We start from the raw sequence: 16,985 nt of genomic DNA, 5'->3' as shown, positions 1-16,985 counted from the left end.
CATATTTCCTGATGATCTGGTTCATTTGCCCGCATCGATCATCCAAAGGTACTCAGGCCATGGAGGTAAGTGGCTGATTCAAATAGTTTTTTCTGGAAGTGCGTATTATACTCGATTGAGCCAATCAAGACCTACAAAAGCTTAAAAAATATCGATTTAAGCCATTTATTTTCTGATTTTCCTACTGCCTACTCAAACGCTGACTAATTTCCCGGTAGCGCTCTAAATCCTGTGTATTTGCAGTTCCCTGAGTCATTTTTTCGGTAATTTCAGTCATTTCGGCTTTCAAATGACCAAGTTCTAGCTTATTTAAGACTCCCTCCAGATCCTCTTTTGCTCCAAGATACTCAATCTCAGAACCCAAAATGCGTTGCCTGAGGATTTGGTACAAATCGGCCAATGGACTGGTTGCTAACTGATCCTGAAAAACCGCAAAAGAGGAGTTTGGATTTTGCGAATTAATCTCCAAAATGTCGCACTGATGAATCAGGTCGCCCATTAAATCATGCGCCTTATCCGATCGTTTTTTGGCGACCTCCAATGCCAATTGACGTTGATCGGCTGTCATATTTTTTCCTAGAACCGGAAACTGAATCAATAAACGCATGATGTGTTCCGATAAGTCGGTTAGCTTTGGTGGTTCAACCTTGGGATGCGACTGTTTTGCCGATCTTGGGGCGATTGGTTTTGTCATTGCCAGTTTGATAGTCTGCAGATTTGTTTGGCTTTGAGTTGTGGGGGGCGGTGTTTTAGTCGCCGGTGTCAGTGCGCAAAATTGCTCGAGTTCACTTAGGCTGGATGCCGTACGATTAGCAAGTTCACGCAGCAATTGAGAGCGCATGGCAATCGCTGGCATCGATTGCAACCAGGGCTTAGCAACATGGTGGGTTTTAGCGCGACCCTCTGGAGTTGCTAGATCATTACCCTCGCTCGCAAGCTTGAAAAAGAATCCGGATAAGGACATCGCCTGATGAATTGCTTGCTCAAACGCGGCAGCGCCATATTGACGAATATAGCTATCGGGATCGTGCTCACTGGGCAAGAATAAAAAACGAATTTCTTTATCGTCACTCAAGATGGGTAGGGTTGCCTCCAGCGCACGCTGCGCCGCACGTTGACCCGCCGCATCCCCATCAAATGAAAATACAATCCGATCGGTTTGGCGCAATAAAGAGCGCACATGAAAGGGTGTGCACGCAGTCCCCAAGGTGGCAACCGCATTGGCAAAACCTAGTTGGGCCAAAGCCACCACATCCATATAGCCTTCACAGACCAAGACAAATCCGCGATCCCGAATCGCTAAGCGTCCCTCAAATAATCCATAAAGAGTATTTCCTTTGGAAAACAATGGGGTCTCTGGAGAATTTAAATACTTAGGCTCCCCTTGATCTAAGATGCGGCCGCCAAAGGCAATTACTTGTCCTTTGGGATTTCGAATGGGGAACATGATCCGATCTCGAAAGCGGTCATAACGTTTGGTCTTGCCCTGACTGTCGGTACCCTCCCCCTGGATAATCAAGCCAGCTTCGATCAGTAGCTTGGCAGTTTCATCCTTGCTATACGAATCAAATACCGCCTCGAGTCCCTGCCAGCCATCAGGTGCATACCCAAGGCCATAGCGCTTGGCAATCTCGCCGGTCAAACCACGCCCCTTCAGGTAGTCAATGGCCCGCTGCGATCCTTTTAGTTGCTGGGAATACCAATCACTCGCCATGGTCATTACTTCACCCAAGGCCAAGGCTTGCTTTTGCGCAATCACATCACGGACATTGCGCTCCTCACGGGGAACAGTGAGGCCTACCGAACGTGCGAGATCTTCAATCGCATCCACATAAGACTGTCCGGAGTACTCCATCATGAAGCCAATTGCCGACCCATGCGCCCCGCACCCGAAGCAGTGATAGAACTGCTTGGTGGGGGATACTGAAAACGAGGGTGACTTCTCTTGATGAAAAGGACATAAGCCTTGATAGTTCGCGCCCGCCTTTTTGAGTTTGACGTGCTTGCCCACCACATCCACAATATCGACCCGATTGAGTAAATCGGAAATAAAGGATTGGGGAATCAGGGCCATAAACGAATCACTACTTTGCGAGAGCGGCCTTGACCATGCCCGAGACCATTCCCATATCGGCTTTCCCAGCAAGTTGTGCCTTAAGTGCCCCAATCACTTTGCCCATATCCTGTGGGCCCACAGCTCCCAAGCTCGAAATTGTCTTTTGAATCGCCGCCTGTACTTCAGCCTCCGATAGTTGGGCTGGCATATACGCTTGTAAGATTCCCAGCTCTTTACTCTCTTGGTCCACTAAATCCGTGCGACCTGCTTTCTGAAACTGCTCAATTGAATCTTTGCGCTGCTTGATCAGTTTTTCAACAATGGCAATGATGCCGGCATCATCTACCGTAATACGCTCATCCACTTCGCGCTGTTTAATTGCAGCCAACAATAAGCGAATGGTGCCCAGCCGCTCGGTCTCTTTAGCACGCATAGCTGACTTCATGTCTTCGGTAATTTGCTCTTTGAGAGTCATTTAAGTTCTCCAAATCGTAGATGGCATGGATCCATTATCCAAGAGATTAAAAAAACAAAGCCCGCAGACTAGGCGGGCTTTGAAGATTGGTGGTTTTCGGGAACTTTCCGAAACCCCAGAAATTCTTAATAGAGCTTTTTAGGGAGCATCTGGCTACGAATGCGCTTGTAATGGCGTTTTGCAGCGGCTGCTTTCTTACGCTTACGCTCAGCAGTGGGTTTCTCATAGAACTCACGTGCACGAAGATCGGTCAATAGACCATTCTTCTCAATGGTGCGCTTAAAGCGGCGCAATGCCACTTCAAATGGTTCGTTTTCGCGAAGGCGTACTGTGGTCATGCTGTTTTTACTCGCTTTTACTCTTTGATTGCTTGAAAATGATCAAAATTTACTAAAACATGGATTCTAGCACGACCCTGCCACCAATGATAGTCCTCGGTATTGAAACCTCCTGCGACGAAACCGGCCTAGCCATCTATGACACAGGGCCCTGGGAGGCTGGAAGACCTGCCCATCATGGCATCTTAGGTGCTGCTTTGCACTCCCAAATTGAGATGCACCAAGATTATGGTGGGGTGGTTCCTGAATTGGCCTCACGGGACCATATTCGCCGCTTAATTCCTTTATTAAACAAGGCGTTAAAAGATTCTGGCCGCACCTTCCAGGAAGTCGATGCCATTGCCTACACCCAGGGGCCTGGTCTGGCAGGCGCCCTGCTGGTGGGATCAGCCTTTGCCAATGCACTAGCCCTGGCAACCCAAAAACCCCTGGTCGGAGTTCATCATTTAGAGGGTCATCTGCTATCCCCTTTGCTAGCAGATGGATCCTCGCGCCCACCTAAATTCCCCTTTGTTGCCCTATTGGTCTCCGGTGGGCATACGCAACTCATGCTCGTAAATCGAATTGGGGACTATCAACTGCTTGGGGAAACAGTGGATGATGCAGCCGGTGAGGCATTTGACAAGACTGCCAAATTGTTAGGTCTTGACTACCCAGGCGGGGCAGCGCTCTCAAAATTGGCAGAGTCTGGAAAGGCTGCCGGATTTGATTTACCCAGACCGATGTTGCATTCCAAGGATCTGGATTTTTCGTTTTCGGGACTAAAAACCGCAGTGCTGCACCAAGTCAAAAAAGCGCAATCCACCAATTCCGATACCGAGTCCTTTCGTGCCAATCTTGCCTATGCATTTGTTGAGGCCGTGACCGATGTCTTAAGTCATAAAGCAATGGCAGCACTCGAGCAAATGGAGTGTCGTGATTTAGTGGTTGCCGGAGGTGTGGGTGCCAATACCCAGCTTCGTAAAAAACTGACGGCCATGGCAACTGCTCGCGGGTATCAGGTGCACTATCCATCAATCGAGTTATGTACTGATAACGGGGTGATGATTGCATTTGCAGGAGCACTTCGACTACTACAAAGTGGTTCGACCACGAATGGGGCATTTGATATCAAACCCCGTTGGGATCTGAGTTCTTTAGATCGCTCCAATCATTAAGGAAGGCTGATACGGGCGAACGCACTGTGGTTATGGATGGACTCAAAGTTCTCCGCTTCGACCATCAAAGACAGGATTCGTTCATCGTGCTTTAACCGGGTAGCAACATCACGCACTAAGTCTTCCACAAATTTAGGAGTCTCATACGCGCGCTCTGTTACCCACTTTTCGTCAGGGCGCTTCAAAATAGCCCATAACTCGCTTGAGGCTTCGGTCTCCGCAATCCGCAATAGCTCTTCAACATTCAGATTGGCGGCAGGATCGACTTTGACCAAAATGGTGACATGCGAGCGCTGATTGTGGGCGCCGTATTCCGAAATCTCTTTTGAACATGGGCATAAGCTCATGACCGGTACGATAGCCTGTAGATACAAGTCAACATCGACGCTTTCATCAGGCATTTGTTTGGCCTCGGCACGATACGTGACCTCGTAATCCATCCAACTTTCTACCGAGGAAACGGGTGCGCTTTTCTTTTCAAAATGGGTGTATTGCATTTGAATACGGCCCTGCTTCGCCTGCAACAGGGGTAACATTTTTTTTGCCATCCCAACGATCTTTGAGCCACTGTAAGCGCCTTGCTCATCGTGCAAAAGATGGACAAAGCGCGACATATGGGTCCCCTTTTGGTCAGCTGGGAGTGCCACATCCATTTCAAACTGAGCAACAGTTGGAAATGATCCAGAACCACTTTGAACATGAATGGGATGCTTGATGCCACGAATTCCAACACGCTCAATCGCAAGAGCGCGAAGGTCATGACCACCTTGAATGTCAGGTAAGGCAGTCGTGTTCAGGAAGTGGGTGTTTAAATCATTCATACCAATATTTTCGCTCAAAACAATCCAACTGACTCAAGGAGCGCCTGTACAAACGCTTTACTTACCGACGGGGACCTGATCCGATGGGGTCTTAAGATTGAGTGGGGCGGTACCCAAATCTGGGAAGCGGGCAAGAATTGCTGCTTCGATTCCTGCAGCATCCAATCCACACTGAGCCATGAGCAAGTTGTAATCTCCGTGCTCAATAAAGACATCGGGTAATCCAAGAGTTAATACCGGCTTGGTGATACCCAAGAGGTTCATGGCCTCCATGCAAGCGCTACCAGCACCACCCTGAACACAACCGTCCTCAACGGTCACAAAGTAATCATGATTACGGGCAAGCGTTTTGATCAACTCAATATCCAGCGGTTTTACAAAACGCATATTCACTACCGTAGCATCCAGTTTTTCGGCGACATCCAAAGCAGGATAGAGCAGCGTTCCGAATGCCAGAATAGCGAGACGTTTACCCTTTGTTTGCGCCTCACGACGAATCTCACCATACCCGAGTGGTAAGGAGCGCAATTCGGCAGAAGGCGGATTGCCAATACCTGCGCCGCGGGGATAGCGAACTGCGCTTGGGTGATTTTGATGATACGCGGTCGTTAATAAATCACGGCACTCCGCTTCATCCGCCGGAGTCATGATCAACATATTAGGAATGCATCGCAAATAGGCAATATCGTATGCCCCGGCGTGAGTCGCACCATCGGCACCCACTAACCCAGCACGGTCAATCGCAAACACAATCGGTAAATCTTGCAAGGCCACATCATGAATTAACTGATCATAGGCACGTTGTAAGAAGGTGGAGTAAATCGCCACGACGGGTTTCATACCCTCGCAGGCCATACCTGCAGCAAAGGTCACAGAGTGTTGCTCGGCGATGCCCACATCGTAGTAACGATCGGGGAAACGTTTTTCAAACTCGACCAAGCCTGAACCTTCGCGCATTGCAGGTGTGATACCAATTAATTTTGGATCCGCCTGCGCCATATCGCATAACCACTCACCAAATACTTGAGTGAATGTTTTCTTACCCGCACCACTCGATTTGATTCCTTCTTGGGGATTAAATTTACCGGGGCCATGGTACAAAATGGGATCCGCCTCAGCCAACATATAGCCTTGGCCTTTGCGCGTGATCACATGCAAGAACTGAGGCCCATTCCCCTCCTTTGCCAAACGGCGTACGTTTTGCATCATCGGGATGAGGGTATCCAAATCATGGCCATCAATGGGACCAAAGTAGGTAAAGCCAAACTCCTCAAAGATAGTGGATGGAGACACAAAACCTTTGGCATGATCCTCAAGACGTTTAGCAAACTCGCGTAGCGGCGGTGCCATCGAGGACAGAACCGAATCAATTCCTTTTTTGGTTGCCGAGTAAATATTGCCGCTCAGAAGACGCGCTAGATAGCGATTGAGGGCGCCAACCGCTGGTGAAATTGACATATCGTTGTCATTTAGAATGACTACCAGGGGCATGTTCTCATACACGCCTGCATTGTTCATGGCTTCAAACGCCATCCCTGCACTCATCGCGCCGTCGCCGATCACAGCAACTGCCACCCGATCCTCGCCCTTGGTTTGCGCTGCGCGCGCCATCCCCATGGCTGCCGAGATGCTGGTAGAGGAGTGAGCTGTACCAAAAGTGTCGTACTCACTCTCAGAACGTCTTGGAAATCCTGACAATCCCCCAAATTGCCGTAAGGAATGCATCTGATCGCGACGTCCAGTCAAAATCTTATGCGGATAACTTTGATGACCCACATCCCACACGATCCGATCGTGCGGTGTATCGAATACATAATGCAAGGCAATCGATAGCTCTACCGTTCCTAAATTCGACGAGAGGTGACCGCCCGTCTTTGATACAGAATCCACGATGTACTGTCTTAGCTCATCGGCAAGCGCCGGGAGCTCCTCACGTGTTAATTTACGTAAATCGCGAGGGTCATTGATCGAGTGCAACATACTATTTTTTGCGATCCACAACTAAATGAGCAATATGACGCAAGGCATCGGCCTGTGGCCCAAACTCATTCAGACTGTTTAGCGCTCTCCCCTTTAATTCATTAGCCAGTTCGTTTGCATAGTCTAAACCCTTCAGGGTCACATAGGTAGGCTTATCTTGCGCCGCATCTTTGCCCGCCGTTTTTCCAAGTGTTGCACTATCAGCGGTCGCATCCAGAATATCGTCCACCACCTGAAAAGCCAAGCCAATCGCCTTTGCGTAAGTATCAAGTTGAGCCATCGCTGGATTGGACAATTGGGCGGCAATCCCTCCGAGCTGGACAGCGCAAATGAGTAGAGCACCGGTCTTCATGGCATGCATTTCTTCTAGAGCGGGCAAGTCCATTTTTTTGCCCACGTTCTGTAAATCAATCGCCTGTCCACCGGCCATGCCCTTAGAACCCGAGGCATGAGCCAAGGAAGCAATCATGCGCAGCTGTGCAAAACCGGTCTTTGGGTCAGGACCGACTGGATACGAGAGGATTTCAAAGGCACGGGTTTGTAATGCATCGCCCACTAGTAAAGCAGTCGCCTCGTCATAGGCTTTATGAACTGTAGGCCGTCCACGGCGTAAATCATCATCGTCCATGCATGGCAAATCATCGTGCACCAGGGAATAGGTATGAATCATCTCAATCGCACTCGCGGCACGATTCACGAGCGACCCATCCACTTGATCAACTGACCCTAACTCACTCGCAGCAAATACTAATAGGGGACGAATTCGTTTGCCACCACCCAACACGGCATAGCGCATCGCGGAGTGCAAATGCTGGGGGATCGCAGTATCTGAGTCGAGATACTGCAGGAGCGCATTTTCTGCTCGCTGCGATTGGGAGGCCAACCATGCCTCGAATGAAAATAAGCTCATCGATTCAGTGTTAATCGACTTAACTCTCGATCACTTTAACTTGTTGCTCAACCTGTGCCAACACGCCCTGACAGTGTTTTAAGAGTGCGGCACCTCGTTGATAGGCGGCCAAGGTTTCTTCAAGGGATAGCTTGCCAGATTCCATAGCAGCCACCAAGGACTCAAGCTCTTTGAGGGCTGCCTCATAGCGCATTTGGGGGTCAATATTTCCCTCGATTGGGGCTGGGTTCATTTTTTTACTTGCCATATCAAGATCTTAATACCGAATTGGATTTCAACTGATTTCGGGGTTTATGGGGATTTCCTTCGTTTGACAAATGTCACGAGCAAGATTTTGCCCCATGGGTATAATCCTCCTTCCTTTCCAATATCGACATGTCGATGGTTGGATTGGTTGTTCCGCTTAGCTTCGGCTGACTTTTTCGGGGGTGGGGAGAATGACTAATCTGGCTACCGCGCAATTCCTTGCGCCGTCCAATTTACAACTGCCGGTTTCGGCATATTTTGACGTTGATTTATTTCAACAGGAATTGCAATTGCTGTTTAAGCAAGGGCCCGGCTACGTCGGTCATGAACTCATGGTTCCCGAAACAGGTTCGTATCGAACCCTGCTAGCGGAAAATGAGGGGCGTATTCTGGTTCGCAATCACGAAGGTCCAAACGGTATTGAGCTCTTATCCAATGTCTGTCGCCACCGACAAGCACTGATGCTCAATGGTAGCGGAAAGGTCGACAACATCGTTTGTCCACTGCATCGCTGGACCTACGATCTCGAAGGTCAGTTGCTAGGTGCTCCACATTTTGGGGACAAGCCTTGTTTGAATCTTGGTAAGTCACCTTTACAAAATTGGCAGGGCCTACTATTTGAAGGTCCTAGGGATGTTCAAGCCGATCTCGGAAAGCTGTCCGTGGGTTGCGATTTGGATTTCTCGGGTTATATGCTCGACCATGTTGAGGTGCACGAGTGCAACTACAACTGGAAGACCTTTATTGAGGTATATCTCGAGGACTATCATGTAGTCCCTTTTCATCCAGGGCTTGGTAAGTTTGTGTCGTGTGATGATTTGCGCTGGGAATTTGGTGACTGGCACAGTGTGCAGACCGTCGGGATTCACAAGGAACTGAGTAAGCCTGGTACACCAACCTATCGCGCCTGGCACGACGCGGTTTTACGTCATCACCAAGGGCAAATGCCAAAGCATGGCGCCATCTGGCTCACTTACTACCCCAATGTGATGGTGGAGTGGTATCCAGGTGTACTCTGTATTTCAACGCTGCATCCGATTGCCCCAAACAAGACTCGCAATATTGTGGAGTTCTATTACCCTGAGGAAATTACTCTTTTCGAGCGCGAGTTTATTGAGGCGGAACGTGCTGCGTATATGGAAACCTGCATTGAGGATGATGAAATTGCCGAGCGCATGGATGCAGGTCGCGCGGCCTTGCTTGCTCGTGGCCAAAACGAAGTGGGCCCTTATCAAAGCCCCATGGAAGATGGCATGCAACACTTCCACGAATGGTATCGTCGTGAAATGAATTACTAATGGATCTTCACCCAGGAGGCTATATGAATCCCATCATTACTGCAAATCAACTGGAAGAACTGATCAATGAAGGCAGCGATGTCTTAATTTGCGATTGTCGCTACGACCTCACGAATGCCAACGCCGGCTATGCAATGTACAAAAATGCCCACATCACTGGCGCCATCTATGTGAATGTTGAGCATGATTTATCGGGCCCTAAAACTGGAACGAATGGTCGCCACCCACTACCCACCCCCGAGGCTTGGGCAAAAACCCGTCAACGCCTAGGGATTGCTAATCACACCCATGTGGTTGCCTACGACAGCCATGGCGGTACCTTTGCGAGTCGTTTATGGTGGATGCTACGCTCCACTGGTCACGCTTCGGTGCAAGTACTTGATGGCGGACTAGACGCTTGGAATGGCAGCATTGGCAATGTGGGTCGTGAACCAACACCATTGACCTCGATGCCAGAGGTCTATCCCTTCCAGGGAGTTATCACAACCAATGAGATGGAACAAAACGTCAAATCCGACGCTCCTAAAATGGTGATTGATGCGCGCACGCCAGATCGCTTTCGCGGTGAGAATGAGACTTTAGACCCGGTCGGTGGTCATATTCCCGGAGCAACCAATCGCTGCTTTAAGGAGAATTTGGTCTCGGGTAAATTTAAATCGCCCGAGCAACTCTATAAAGAATTTGTTCTCCTCATTGGTCAACAAAAACCTGGAACTATTATTCATTCGTGTGGATCTGGGGTTAGTGCTTGCCATAATCTGTTGGCGATGGAAGCAGCAGGCCTCAGTGGCTCACGCTTACATGTGGGTAGTTGGAGCGAGTGGTGCTCAGATCCAAGCCGTCCGATTGAGCGATAAACCCAGTTTGTATTCTTTAAATTAGTGGTTGTGGTCGGTTAGCAAAACCACAATTCCAACCCCGATTGCGATCAATACGACTTGGCGTAGCGACTCCTGCCAATGGGGTCGCCGATGCATCTGCGGAATTAAATCACTCACTGCAATGTAAATAAAACTGCTCGATGCAATCACCAGCAGATAGGGCATCACTTGAGTAGCGCGCTCTAAAAAGTAATACGCTAATACGCCCCCGACCACTGCCATCAAACCACTAATTCCGTTGTATAGCAATGCGCGTGCCCGAGAGAAGCCCGCATTGAGAAGTACGATGAAGTCTCCAATCTCTTGGGGGATCTCATGCGCAATGATGGCTAAGGCAGTAAAGATACCGATTTGCACATCGACCATAAAGGCGGCAGCAATCAAAACACCATCCACAAAATTATGAATGCTGTCACCCACCAAAATCATCCAACCACTACTACCCGCCTCCTCTTTATCGTGGCCGTGGTGATGGTCATGCCCATCGCCTTCGTGGTGATGGCTATGACGAAGGAGTGCGATTTTCTCCAAGAGAAAAAATCCAAGCAATCCACCCAAGAGGGTGGCAAATAGGTAGTGGGCTTGCGCACCTGGGATCTCAAAGGCCTCGGGCAGAGAATGTAAAAAGGCGGTGGCCAACAAAATACCTACCGAGAGGCTCACCATATTGTTGACGATTTTGGCAAGCAAGGTTAAGGAAAGGCTTGCGGCAGCGAGCACACTCGCAAGCCCTGCGCCTGCGGTGACCAAAACAATCATTTGAAGTGTGCTCAAACCCACAGGCAATCCGCTCGATTCAATGGATTTTAAGAAACGCCGTACTGCTTAAACCAAGCTAGGCATTTTGCCCAGCCGTCTTTTGCGGGACCCTCGCGGTAGGTATTGCGATAGTCCGCATGAAAGGCATGTGGGGCATCTGGATAGATCTCGAACTTGGAGGCTTTCGCCGCAGGATTGGAACTTGCTTTAGCGAGCGCTGCTTTCATTTGCTCCACGGTATCGAGTGGAATACCAGTATCAGCTGAACCATAGAGACCCAATACGGGAGCTTTCAGATCAGCTGCAATCTCAACGGGTTGTCTGGGGTTATTAGCGGTTTTATCGCCCACCAGGCGTCCATACCAAGCTACGCCCGCCTTCACCTCAGGCATCGTTGCTGCTAACCAGGTAATGCGTCCACCCCAGCAAAATCCAGTGACACCGACTTTTTTAAGATCGCCGCCATTTTTACCAGCCCAGGCAATCGCAGCCTTGAGATCGCCCAATACTTGAGCATCGGGTGTCTTAGCCACAATATTGCTCTGAATCTCAGCAATGGTTCCAAAGGTATTGGGATCGCCTGCACGGGTAAAGAACTCTGGCGCAATCGCCATATAACCCAATTTTGCAAAGCGCCGAGTGGTGTCAGCGATGTACTCATGTACACCAAAAATCTCACTCACGACAATCACGATGGGTAATGGGCCACTCGCTTTCTCGGGACGAGAAATATAAGCCGGCATATTAAAACTACCCACCGGAATATCCTGCTCACCCGCTTTAATGCCAGTAAAGTCGGTTTTAATCGCTTGGGCCAAAACAGGATCCGAAGCGGCTACAAAGCCAATCCCCAAGGCTCCGGCGGTCACCGTTGCTGTTGAGGCTTTCAGTGAGGTCTTCATGAAATCACGTCGACCTAAATCATTGCGCATATGATCGTTCCTCATCATCTTGTCTCCTTATTTGATTTCAATTACTAGTGTGCTTCTTCCCAATTATCGCCAACTCCGATACTTACAATCAGAGGCACCTTGAGTTCAGCAATCGATCCCATCAGTTGAGGTAGGGATGATTTTAGATGCTCAAGCTCCTCAGGCGGGGCCTCAAAGACGAGCTCATCATGCACTTGCAAGAGCATGCGGGTCTTCAGTTGCTCTTGTTCTAGCCAATTTTGTACGGCGACCATCGCCATCTTAATAAGATCAGCGGCCGTTCCTTGCATTGGCGCATTAATCGCTGCGCGCTCAGCGCCCTGCCGTCTTGGACCATTGGCCTTAATGTCGGGTAACCATAAGCGTCGCCCAAATACGGTTTCTACATACCCATTGGCACGAGCCTCTTCTCGAGTTCGTTCCATATATTGGGCAACGCCTGGGTAACGCTCAAAATATTTTGCAATGTACTGCTGAGCAGCTGCGCGCTCGATCTTTAAATTGCTGGCTAGTCCATAGGCGCTCATGCCGTAGATGAGACCAAAGTTAATCACTTTGGCATAGCGCCGTTGCTCCGAGCTCACTTGCTCCAGTGGAATCGCAAAGATCTCGGCCGCTGTCGCTTGATGAATATCCTTACCCGCCTTAAACGCAGCTAATAAGTTTTCATCCTCGGCAATGTGCGCCATGATGCGCAGCTCGATTTGCGAGTAATCCGCAGAAACCAAGCGATAGCCTGACTGAGGAACAAAGGCCTCCCGAATCCGACGACCCTCTTCAGTGCGAACTGGAATATTTTGCAAATTAGGATCGTTTGACGCCAAACGGCCGGTGACCGCAACGGCTTGGGCGTAATTAGTATGCACGCGCCCTGTTTTGGGATTGATCATGCGCGGCAGTTTCTCGATATAGGTCGACATCAACTTGGCCAAACTGCGGTAATCCAAAATCCGTGCCGGCAAGGCAAAGTCCTCGGCTAGTTTTTGTAAGACCTCTTCGTCGGTGGATGGCGCTCCTGATGGAGTCTTTTTAACTACAGGTAATTGCAGTTGCCCAAACAGAATTTCACCGATCTGCTTGGGTGATTGGATATTAAATGGCTGACCCGCCAGTTGATGAATCTCTTTTTCGAGGACGAGGAGTTTTTTTCCAACCTCCTGCCCCTGGATTGCTAACTTCTCACGATCAATCGTGATGCCATTACTTTCCATGATGCCCAAGACGCGCATCGCTGGCATTTCGATCTGTTCATACACGTACCGCAAGCTGGGCATGCGTTCCAATTGTGGCCACAAATGGTGATGAAGGCGTAGGGTGATGTCAGCATCTTCAGCGGCATACTCGGTCGCAGTTTTGAGATCCACCTGATCAAAGCCAATTTGATGCACGCCTTTGCCACAGACCTCTTCATATTGAATGGTCTTCACTCCCAAATGGCGCTGGGCTAAGTTATCCATGCTGTGACTGAGGTGGGACTCCAATACATAGGATTCAAGTAAGGTGTCGTGCTCCACTCCTTGCACCTGAATTTGATAATTGCCAAAGACGTGTATGTCGTATTTAAGATTTTGACCAAGCTTCTTCGCTTCAGGATTCTGAAGCCAGGGCTTTAGTCGAGCGAGCACCCAATTGCGATCCAGTTGCTCTTCGCCAGTACGATGCGCAACCGGGATGTAACAAGCCTTACCCTCTTCAACCGATAAGGAAATCCCAACCAGCTCGGCTTGTAAGGCATCTAGGCTCGTGGTCTCGGTATCAATGCAGGTTAGTGTGGCATTCTCAATTTTCTGTAGCCATTGTTCAAACACTTCTTGGGTTGTCACGCATGTGTAGTCACGCGTAATCTCACTTTTAGATGGTGCTTGAGACTCCTGCGAAAGAGACTCTTGGAAGACTGGGGTATCTGAATGATTCGTTGCGCTCTGTGAAGTTGGAGCAGATAGACTCTTAGCGTCTAGTTCTTTCAACCATGATTTAAATGCGTAGCGCTCAAAGAGTGCTCTCAGTTGGCTTGGGTCCTCGGGCTTCGCGTGTAAATCATGTAATGAACCGATGTGCGGATTGAGATCGCAATCGAGTTTTACTGTCAGCAGTTCTCTGGCCTTGGGCAACCAATCAAGACTCGCTCGTAAGTTATCACCCACCACTCCTTTAATTTCACTCGCGTGGGCGATGAGTTGATCCAAATCACCATACTCAGCTAACCATTTATTTGCGGTTTTAGGCCCTGCCTTATGAACTCCTGGAACGTTATCCACGCTATCCCCAATAATCGCTAGATAATCCACAATGCGCTCCGGTGGCACACCAAATTTAGCTACCACCCCCGTGCGATCTAATTTCTCGTTGGTCATGGTGTTCACTAAAGTTACTTTGTCATTCACGAGTTGCGCAAGATCCTTATCACCCGTGGAGATCACGGTTGACCAGCCCATCTCAGCAGCTTGCCGGGCCAGAGTGCCAATCACATCATCGGCCTCGACGCCAGAGATCATTAGAACTGGCCAGCCAAGCGCCTTTACCACCTCATGAATTGGCTCGATTTGTGCCACCAAATCCTCGGGCATGGGGGAACGATGCGCCTTGTACTCAGGATATAAATCCTCTCGGAAGGTCTTGCCCTTGGCATCAAATACACAGGCAATGTGATCGGCACCAATTTCTGCACGGGCGCGTCGCATCATATTGACCATACCGTAGATTGCCCCGGTCGGCTCCCCAGCACTATTTCGTAGATCCGGCATGGCATGAAAGGCTCGGTAGAGGTAACTAGAGCCGTCGACAAGGAGTAATTGGTGTGCTGACATGCCTCAATCGTACAATTTAGTTGCTGGGGTCTGGAAAACCCCTGATTTTGCTGTATCGGCGTAACGGTGCGGCAAATCCTAGTTTCTTAGGATAATAGGTGGCATTCTCTCTTAATAAAAATGACGATATCCCTCAATTTACCTACTAAGTCTGGACTACTTATGAGGCGCTATGCTTTCATCGTATGTTCTGCCGCACTCTTATCGCATGGCGTGTTTGCCCAAACATCTGGCACACAAGCGCTAAGCAAAGAAGATCTGAACCAAATTAATAATCAGCCATTAGCTCCGTCATCCAGAAATCCTGCGGGTCTTGGTGTCAAAGAAGAGCGCAAGCCCAGCTTTGAATACACCGACCCCTCCGGTACTCAAATCCGCGAATACCGGGACAGTAATTTACCTACTGAGATCGAGGTGAAATCCGCCTTTGGTACTTATGAGATGTCACCCCCGCAAACGGTATTTCCAGCAGGCGGTATGTCATCGGATAATTTGATTAGCGTTCCGAGTATTCGGATTCCGATAAAGTAATCCGACTCATGGCGGTTTATACCTCCCTCACTCTTGATGAGATCGCTCCTCGCATTGCTAACGATTTTTCAATTGGCAATGCCATCGAACTTAAAGGTATTCATGGTGGGATTGAGAACTCCAATTTCTTTCTGGATTGCCAAACCTCTGAAATCAATTACTATGTTCTGACCATCTTTGAACGGTTAAGCGCTGCGCAACTGCCCTATTACTTGGAGCTAATGCTTCATCTTGCCAATCAAGGCATCTCAGTTCCCAAGCCGATTGCCAATCGTGCTGGACAGCTATGGTTTGAGATCAAAGGAAAACCGGCAGCGATTGTCACCAAACTCTTGGGTCAATCAGAACTTACCCCCCAGAGCGAGCATTGCGATGCCGTGGGTAGAGAGTTAGCGAAAATGCATCTGGCTGGGCAATCGTTTGCGCTATCCCAACCCAATTTACGCAGCCTCTCCTGGTGGCAAGAGACCGTTCCTGTCATCGTGCCACACCTTAATACGTCTCAAAAAGAATTGCTCTTATCCGAGATGCAATTTCAGGAGACATTTTTTCAATCCTCGGTATACGAGTCTCTTCCTGAGGGCCCTTGCCATTGCGATCTCTTTCGGGACAATGTGCTTTTTACTCGCCACCATGGTCAAGAATCCTTAGGTGGTTTTTTTGACTTCTACTTTGCGGGCAATGACAAATGGTTATTTGATTTAGCCGTCACTGCCAATGATTGGTGTTTGGAGGATCCCTTTACCAATGGCTCAGGCGCTCTTAATCGCCAGCGTTTACACGCCTTATTAGCATCCTATATGGGAGTGCGTCCACTCACCGATGGCGAGGAGGCATCGTGGAGCGCGATGTTACGTGCAGCCGCTCTGCGGTTTTGGATCTCGCGGCTTTGGGATTTTTATCTACCGCGTAATGCACAGATGCTCACCCCGCATGATCCAACCCATTTTGAGCGAATCCTACGTAACCGCCGTCACACAAGTTAAGGTAAGCTAAGTGCCTATGAATCTCAATCCCGTTGCAACCAATGAAGGCTATGTATGGGTCCGCCAGGGGGTTTGGCTCTTCAAGCAAAACCCGCTAGGCTTCTTGATGTTGGTCTTTATGTATGTTTTTCTGGCTCAGCTAGCCATCATGATTCCATTGGCTGGAGTATTTGCGGTCCTCATTTTGACCCCTGCCTTATCGGTTGGCTTCATGACCGCGTGTCGTCAAACGATTCAAAAGGATCGGATTTTGCCAACCGTCTATTTGGCAGCGTTCCGCTCGAATAACCCTGAGGTTAAAAAACGCATCTTGCAACTAGGACTGGTGTATACCCTCATGATCTTCACCATGAGCTTAATTGCGAGTATGGTGATTGATTTTCAGGCGCTCCTGCCATTCATTACCAATGACAAACCGATCACCTCTGAGGTCATGCAGCAGTTGTATTACTCACTGATGATCGGTGGTATTTTGTATATTCCAGTAGCCATGCTGATGTGGTTTGCGCCCGTCTTGGTGGCATGGGCTGATATGCCACCGAGCAAAGCTTTATTTGTTAGCTGGATGGCGTGCTGGACCAATAAAGGTGCATTCTTTTACTACATCACCATCTGGAGCGTGGTGTTGATTGTGATTCCGCTCACGCTAGGAATGATCATGGATATCATCGGTTTGAGCCGTTACGCGTCCTTTGTGGTGGCGCCCTTCTCCATGGCTGCATTAACGGTGATGTATTGCTCGTTCTTTGCGACCTGGAAGGGTTGCTTTACGGGTAATGATTACGAGCAGTTACCGAATTAGACCGGA

16 protein-coding genes are annotated in these 16,985 nt (G+C 49.2%); 6 read left to right on the top strand and 10 right to left on the bottom strand.

Annotation, left to right across the window (positions count from 1 at the left end):
• Positions 1–181: 181 nt before the first annotated feature.
• The 3 genes from dnaG to rpsU form a co-directional block, all read right to left on the bottom strand.
• Positions 182–2,068 carry a DNA primase gene (dnaG, locus tag QUE62_RS01860; protein WP_458574832.1) on the bottom strand — a complete coding sequence of 629 codons (1,887 nt, stop codon included), beginning with the start codon at positions 2,066–2,068 and terminating at the stop codon, positions 182–184.
• 16 nt (positions 2,069–2,084) lie between these two features.
• Entirely contained in the window at positions 2,085–2,531 is a 447-nt protein-coding gene (locus QUE62_RS01855) for a GatB/YqeY domain-containing protein (protein ID WP_286227007.1), read from the bottom strand.
• A 125-nt stretch (positions 2,532–2,656) separates the two neighbouring features.
• Entirely contained in the window at positions 2,657–2,869 is a 213-nt protein-coding gene (rpsU, locus tag QUE62_RS01850) for a 30S ribosomal protein S21 (protein WP_011903537.1), read from the bottom strand.
• 86 nt (positions 2,870–2,955) lie between these two features.
• Between rpsU and tsaD the strand changes: the two genes are divergently transcribed.
• Positions 2,956–4,026: a tRNA (adenosine(37)-N6)-threonylcarbamoyltransferase complex transferase subunit TsaD gene (gene tsaD / locus QUE62_RS01845; RefSeq protein WP_286262530.1), complete on the top strand. Its 1,071-nt coding sequence runs from the start codon at positions 2,956–2,958 to the stop codon at positions 4,024–4,026.
• Here tsaD and folE2 read toward each other — a convergent pair.
• The 4 genes from folE2 to xseB are packed head-to-tail and all read right to left on the bottom strand — an operon-like array spanning position 4,023 to position 7,984.
• Complete coding sequence (gene folE2 / locus QUE62_RS01840; protein WP_286224045.1) at positions 4,023–4,847, bottom strand: GTP cyclohydrolase FolE2; 825 nt, start codon at positions 4,845–4,847, stop codon at positions 4,023–4,025. The two genes, tsaD and folE2, sit on opposite strands and share 4 nt — an antisense overlap.
• Before the next feature lie 57 nt (positions 4,848–4,904).
• On the bottom strand, positions 4,905–6,827 hold the full coding sequence (gene dxs / locus QUE62_RS01835; protein ID WP_286261939.1) for a 1-deoxy-D-xylulose-5-phosphate synthase: 1,923 nt from the start codon (positions 6,825–6,827) through the stop codon (positions 4,905–4,907).
• Between the two features lies 1 nt (position 6,828).
• A complete protein-coding gene (locus tag QUE62_RS01830; protein WP_286261937.1) occupies positions 6,829–7,737 on the bottom strand; it encodes a polyprenyl synthetase family protein in 909 nt (302 codons plus the stop codon).
• Positions 7,738–7,756: 19 nt separating this feature from the next.
• The gene (gene xseB / locus QUE62_RS01825; RefSeq protein WP_286227002.1) at positions 7,757–7,984 is read right to left on the bottom strand and encodes an exodeoxyribonuclease VII small subunit; all 228 of its coding nucleotides are present in this window, start codon (positions 7,982–7,984) and stop codon (positions 7,757–7,759) included.
• Between the two features lie 190 nt (positions 7,985–8,174).
• Between xseB and QUE62_RS01820 the strand changes: the two genes are divergently transcribed.
• Both QUE62_RS01820 and QUE62_RS01815 read left to right on the top strand, forming a co-directional pair.
• Positions 8,175–9,281: an aromatic ring-hydroxylating oxygenase subunit alpha gene (locus QUE62_RS01820; RefSeq protein ID WP_286227001.1), complete on the top strand. Its 1,107-nt coding sequence runs from the start codon at positions 8,175–8,177 to the stop codon at positions 9,279–9,281.
• Positions 9,281–10,138: a sulfurtransferase gene (locus QUE62_RS01815; RefSeq protein ID WP_286261935.1), complete on the top strand. Its 858-nt coding sequence runs from the start codon at positions 9,281–9,283 to the stop codon at positions 10,136–10,138. The genes QUE62_RS01820 and QUE62_RS01815 overlap by 1 nt, the downstream gene beginning before the upstream one ends.
• Positions 10,139–10,159: 21 nt before the next feature.
• Here QUE62_RS01815 and QUE62_RS01810 read toward each other — a convergent pair whose 3' ends face one another.
• Genes QUE62_RS01810 through polA form a run of 3 tightly spaced genes read right to left on the bottom strand, consistent with a single transcriptional unit; the run spans position 10,160 to position 14,660 of the window.
• On the bottom strand, positions 10,160–10,921 hold the full coding sequence (locus QUE62_RS01810; RefSeq protein ID WP_286226143.1) for a ZIP family metal transporter: 762 nt from the start codon (positions 10,919–10,921) through the stop codon (positions 10,160–10,162).
• A 47-nt stretch (positions 10,922–10,968) separates the two neighbouring features.
• Entirely contained in the window at positions 10,969–11,868 is a 900-nt protein-coding gene (locus tag QUE62_RS01805; protein WP_458574801.1) for a dienelactone hydrolase family protein, read from the bottom strand.
• Positions 11,869–11,897: 29 nt separating this feature from the next.
• Positions 11,898–14,660 (bottom strand): DNA polymerase I, encoded by a 2,763-nt coding sequence (polA, locus tag QUE62_RS01800; RefSeq protein ID WP_286261933.1) that lies wholly within the window; start codon positions 14,658–14,660, stop codon positions 11,898–11,900.
• 162 nt (positions 14,661–14,822) lie between these two features.
• Here polA and QUE62_RS01795 point away from each other — a divergent pair, with 162 nt between their 5' ends.
• The 3 genes from QUE62_RS01795 to QUE62_RS01785 are packed head-to-tail and all read left to right on the top strand — an operon-like array spanning position 14,823 to position 16,979.
• Positions 14,823–15,191 (top strand): hypothetical protein, encoded by a 369-nt coding sequence (locus QUE62_RS01795; RefSeq protein ID WP_286225697.1) that lies wholly within the window; start codon positions 14,823–14,825, stop codon positions 15,189–15,191.
• Positions 15,192–15,199: 8 nt separating this feature from the next.
• The gene (locus QUE62_RS01790; RefSeq protein WP_286226998.1) at positions 15,200–16,177 is read left to right on the top strand and encodes a homoserine kinase; all 978 of its coding nucleotides are present in this window, start codon (positions 15,200–15,202) and stop codon (positions 16,175–16,177) included.
• Positions 16,178–16,193: 16 nt separating this feature from the next.
• The gene (locus QUE62_RS01785) at positions 16,194–16,979 is read left to right on the top strand and encodes a BPSS1780 family membrane protein (RefSeq protein WP_286227462.1); all 786 of its coding nucleotides are present in this window, start codon (positions 16,194–16,196) and stop codon (positions 16,977–16,979) included.
• Positions 16,980–16,985: the final 6 nt, after the last annotated feature.

The organism is Polynucleobacter sp. HIN9, assembly GCF_030297635.1.
Taxonomy (GTDB): domain Bacteria; phylum Pseudomonadota; class Gammaproteobacteria; order Burkholderiales; family Burkholderiaceae; genus Polynucleobacter.
The sequence above is the reverse complement of the archived record's forward strand: the minus strand, read 5'-3'. Positions and strand labels throughout refer to the sequence as shown.

What these genes read in the sequence shown, in the direction of transcription:
- QUE62_RS01795 (WP_286225697.1), top strand. Translation starts at nt 14,823, where the DNA reads ATGAGGCGCTATGCTTTCATCGTATGTTCTGCCGCACTCTTATCGCAT.
- polA (WP_286261933.1), bottom strand. Translation starts at nt 14,660, where the DNA reads ATGTCAGCACACCAATTACTCCTTGTCGACGGCTCTAGTTACCTCTAC.
- tsaD (WP_286262530.1), top strand. Translation starts at nt 2,956, where the DNA reads ATGATAGTCCTCGGTATTGAAACCTCCTGCGACGAAACCGGCCTAGCC.
- QUE62_RS01820 (WP_286227001.1), top strand. Translation starts at nt 8,175, where the DNA reads ATGACTAATCTGGCTACCGCGCAATTCCTTGCGCCGTCCAATTTACAA.
- rpsU (WP_011903537.1), bottom strand. Translation starts at nt 2,869, where the DNA reads ATGACCACAGTACGCCTTCGCGAAAACGAACCATTTGAAGTGGCATTG.
- QUE62_RS01805 (WP_458574801.1), bottom strand. Translation starts at nt 11,868, where the DNA reads ATGAGGAACGATCATATGCGCAATGATTTAGGTCGACGTGATTTCATG.
- QUE62_RS01785 (WP_286227462.1), top strand. Translation starts at nt 16,194, where the DNA reads ATGAATCTCAATCCCGTTGCAACCAATGAAGGCTATGTATGGGTCCGC.
- QUE62_RS01830 (WP_286261937.1), bottom strand. Translation starts at nt 7,737, where the DNA reads ATGAGCTTATTTTCATTCGAGGCATGGTTGGCCTCCCAATCGCAGCGA.
- dxs (WP_286261939.1), bottom strand. Translation starts at nt 6,827, where the DNA reads ATGTTGCACTCGATCAATGACCCTCGCGATTTACGTAAATTAACACGT.
- xseB (WP_286227002.1), bottom strand. Translation starts at nt 7,984, where the DNA reads ATGGCAAGTAAAAAAATGAACCCAGCCCCAATCGAGGGAAATATTGAC.
- folE2 (WP_286224045.1), bottom strand. Translation starts at nt 4,847, where the DNA reads ATGAATGATTTAAACACCCACTTCCTGAACACGACTGCCTTACCTGAC.
- QUE62_RS01810 (WP_286226143.1), bottom strand. Translation starts at nt 10,921, where the DNA reads ATGATTGTTTTGGTCACCGCAGGCGCAGGGCTTGCGAGTGTGCTCGCT.
- QUE62_RS01815 (WP_286261935.1), top strand. Translation starts at nt 9,281, where the DNA reads ATGGATCTTCACCCAGGAGGCTATATGAATCCCATCATTACTGCAAAT.
- QUE62_RS01790 (WP_286226998.1), top strand. Translation starts at nt 15,200, where the DNA reads ATGGCGGTTTATACCTCCCTCACTCTTGATGAGATCGCTCCTCGCATT.
- QUE62_RS01855 (WP_286227007.1), bottom strand. Translation starts at nt 2,531, where the DNA reads ATGACTCTCAAAGAGCAAATTACCGAAGACATGAAGTCAGCTATGCGT.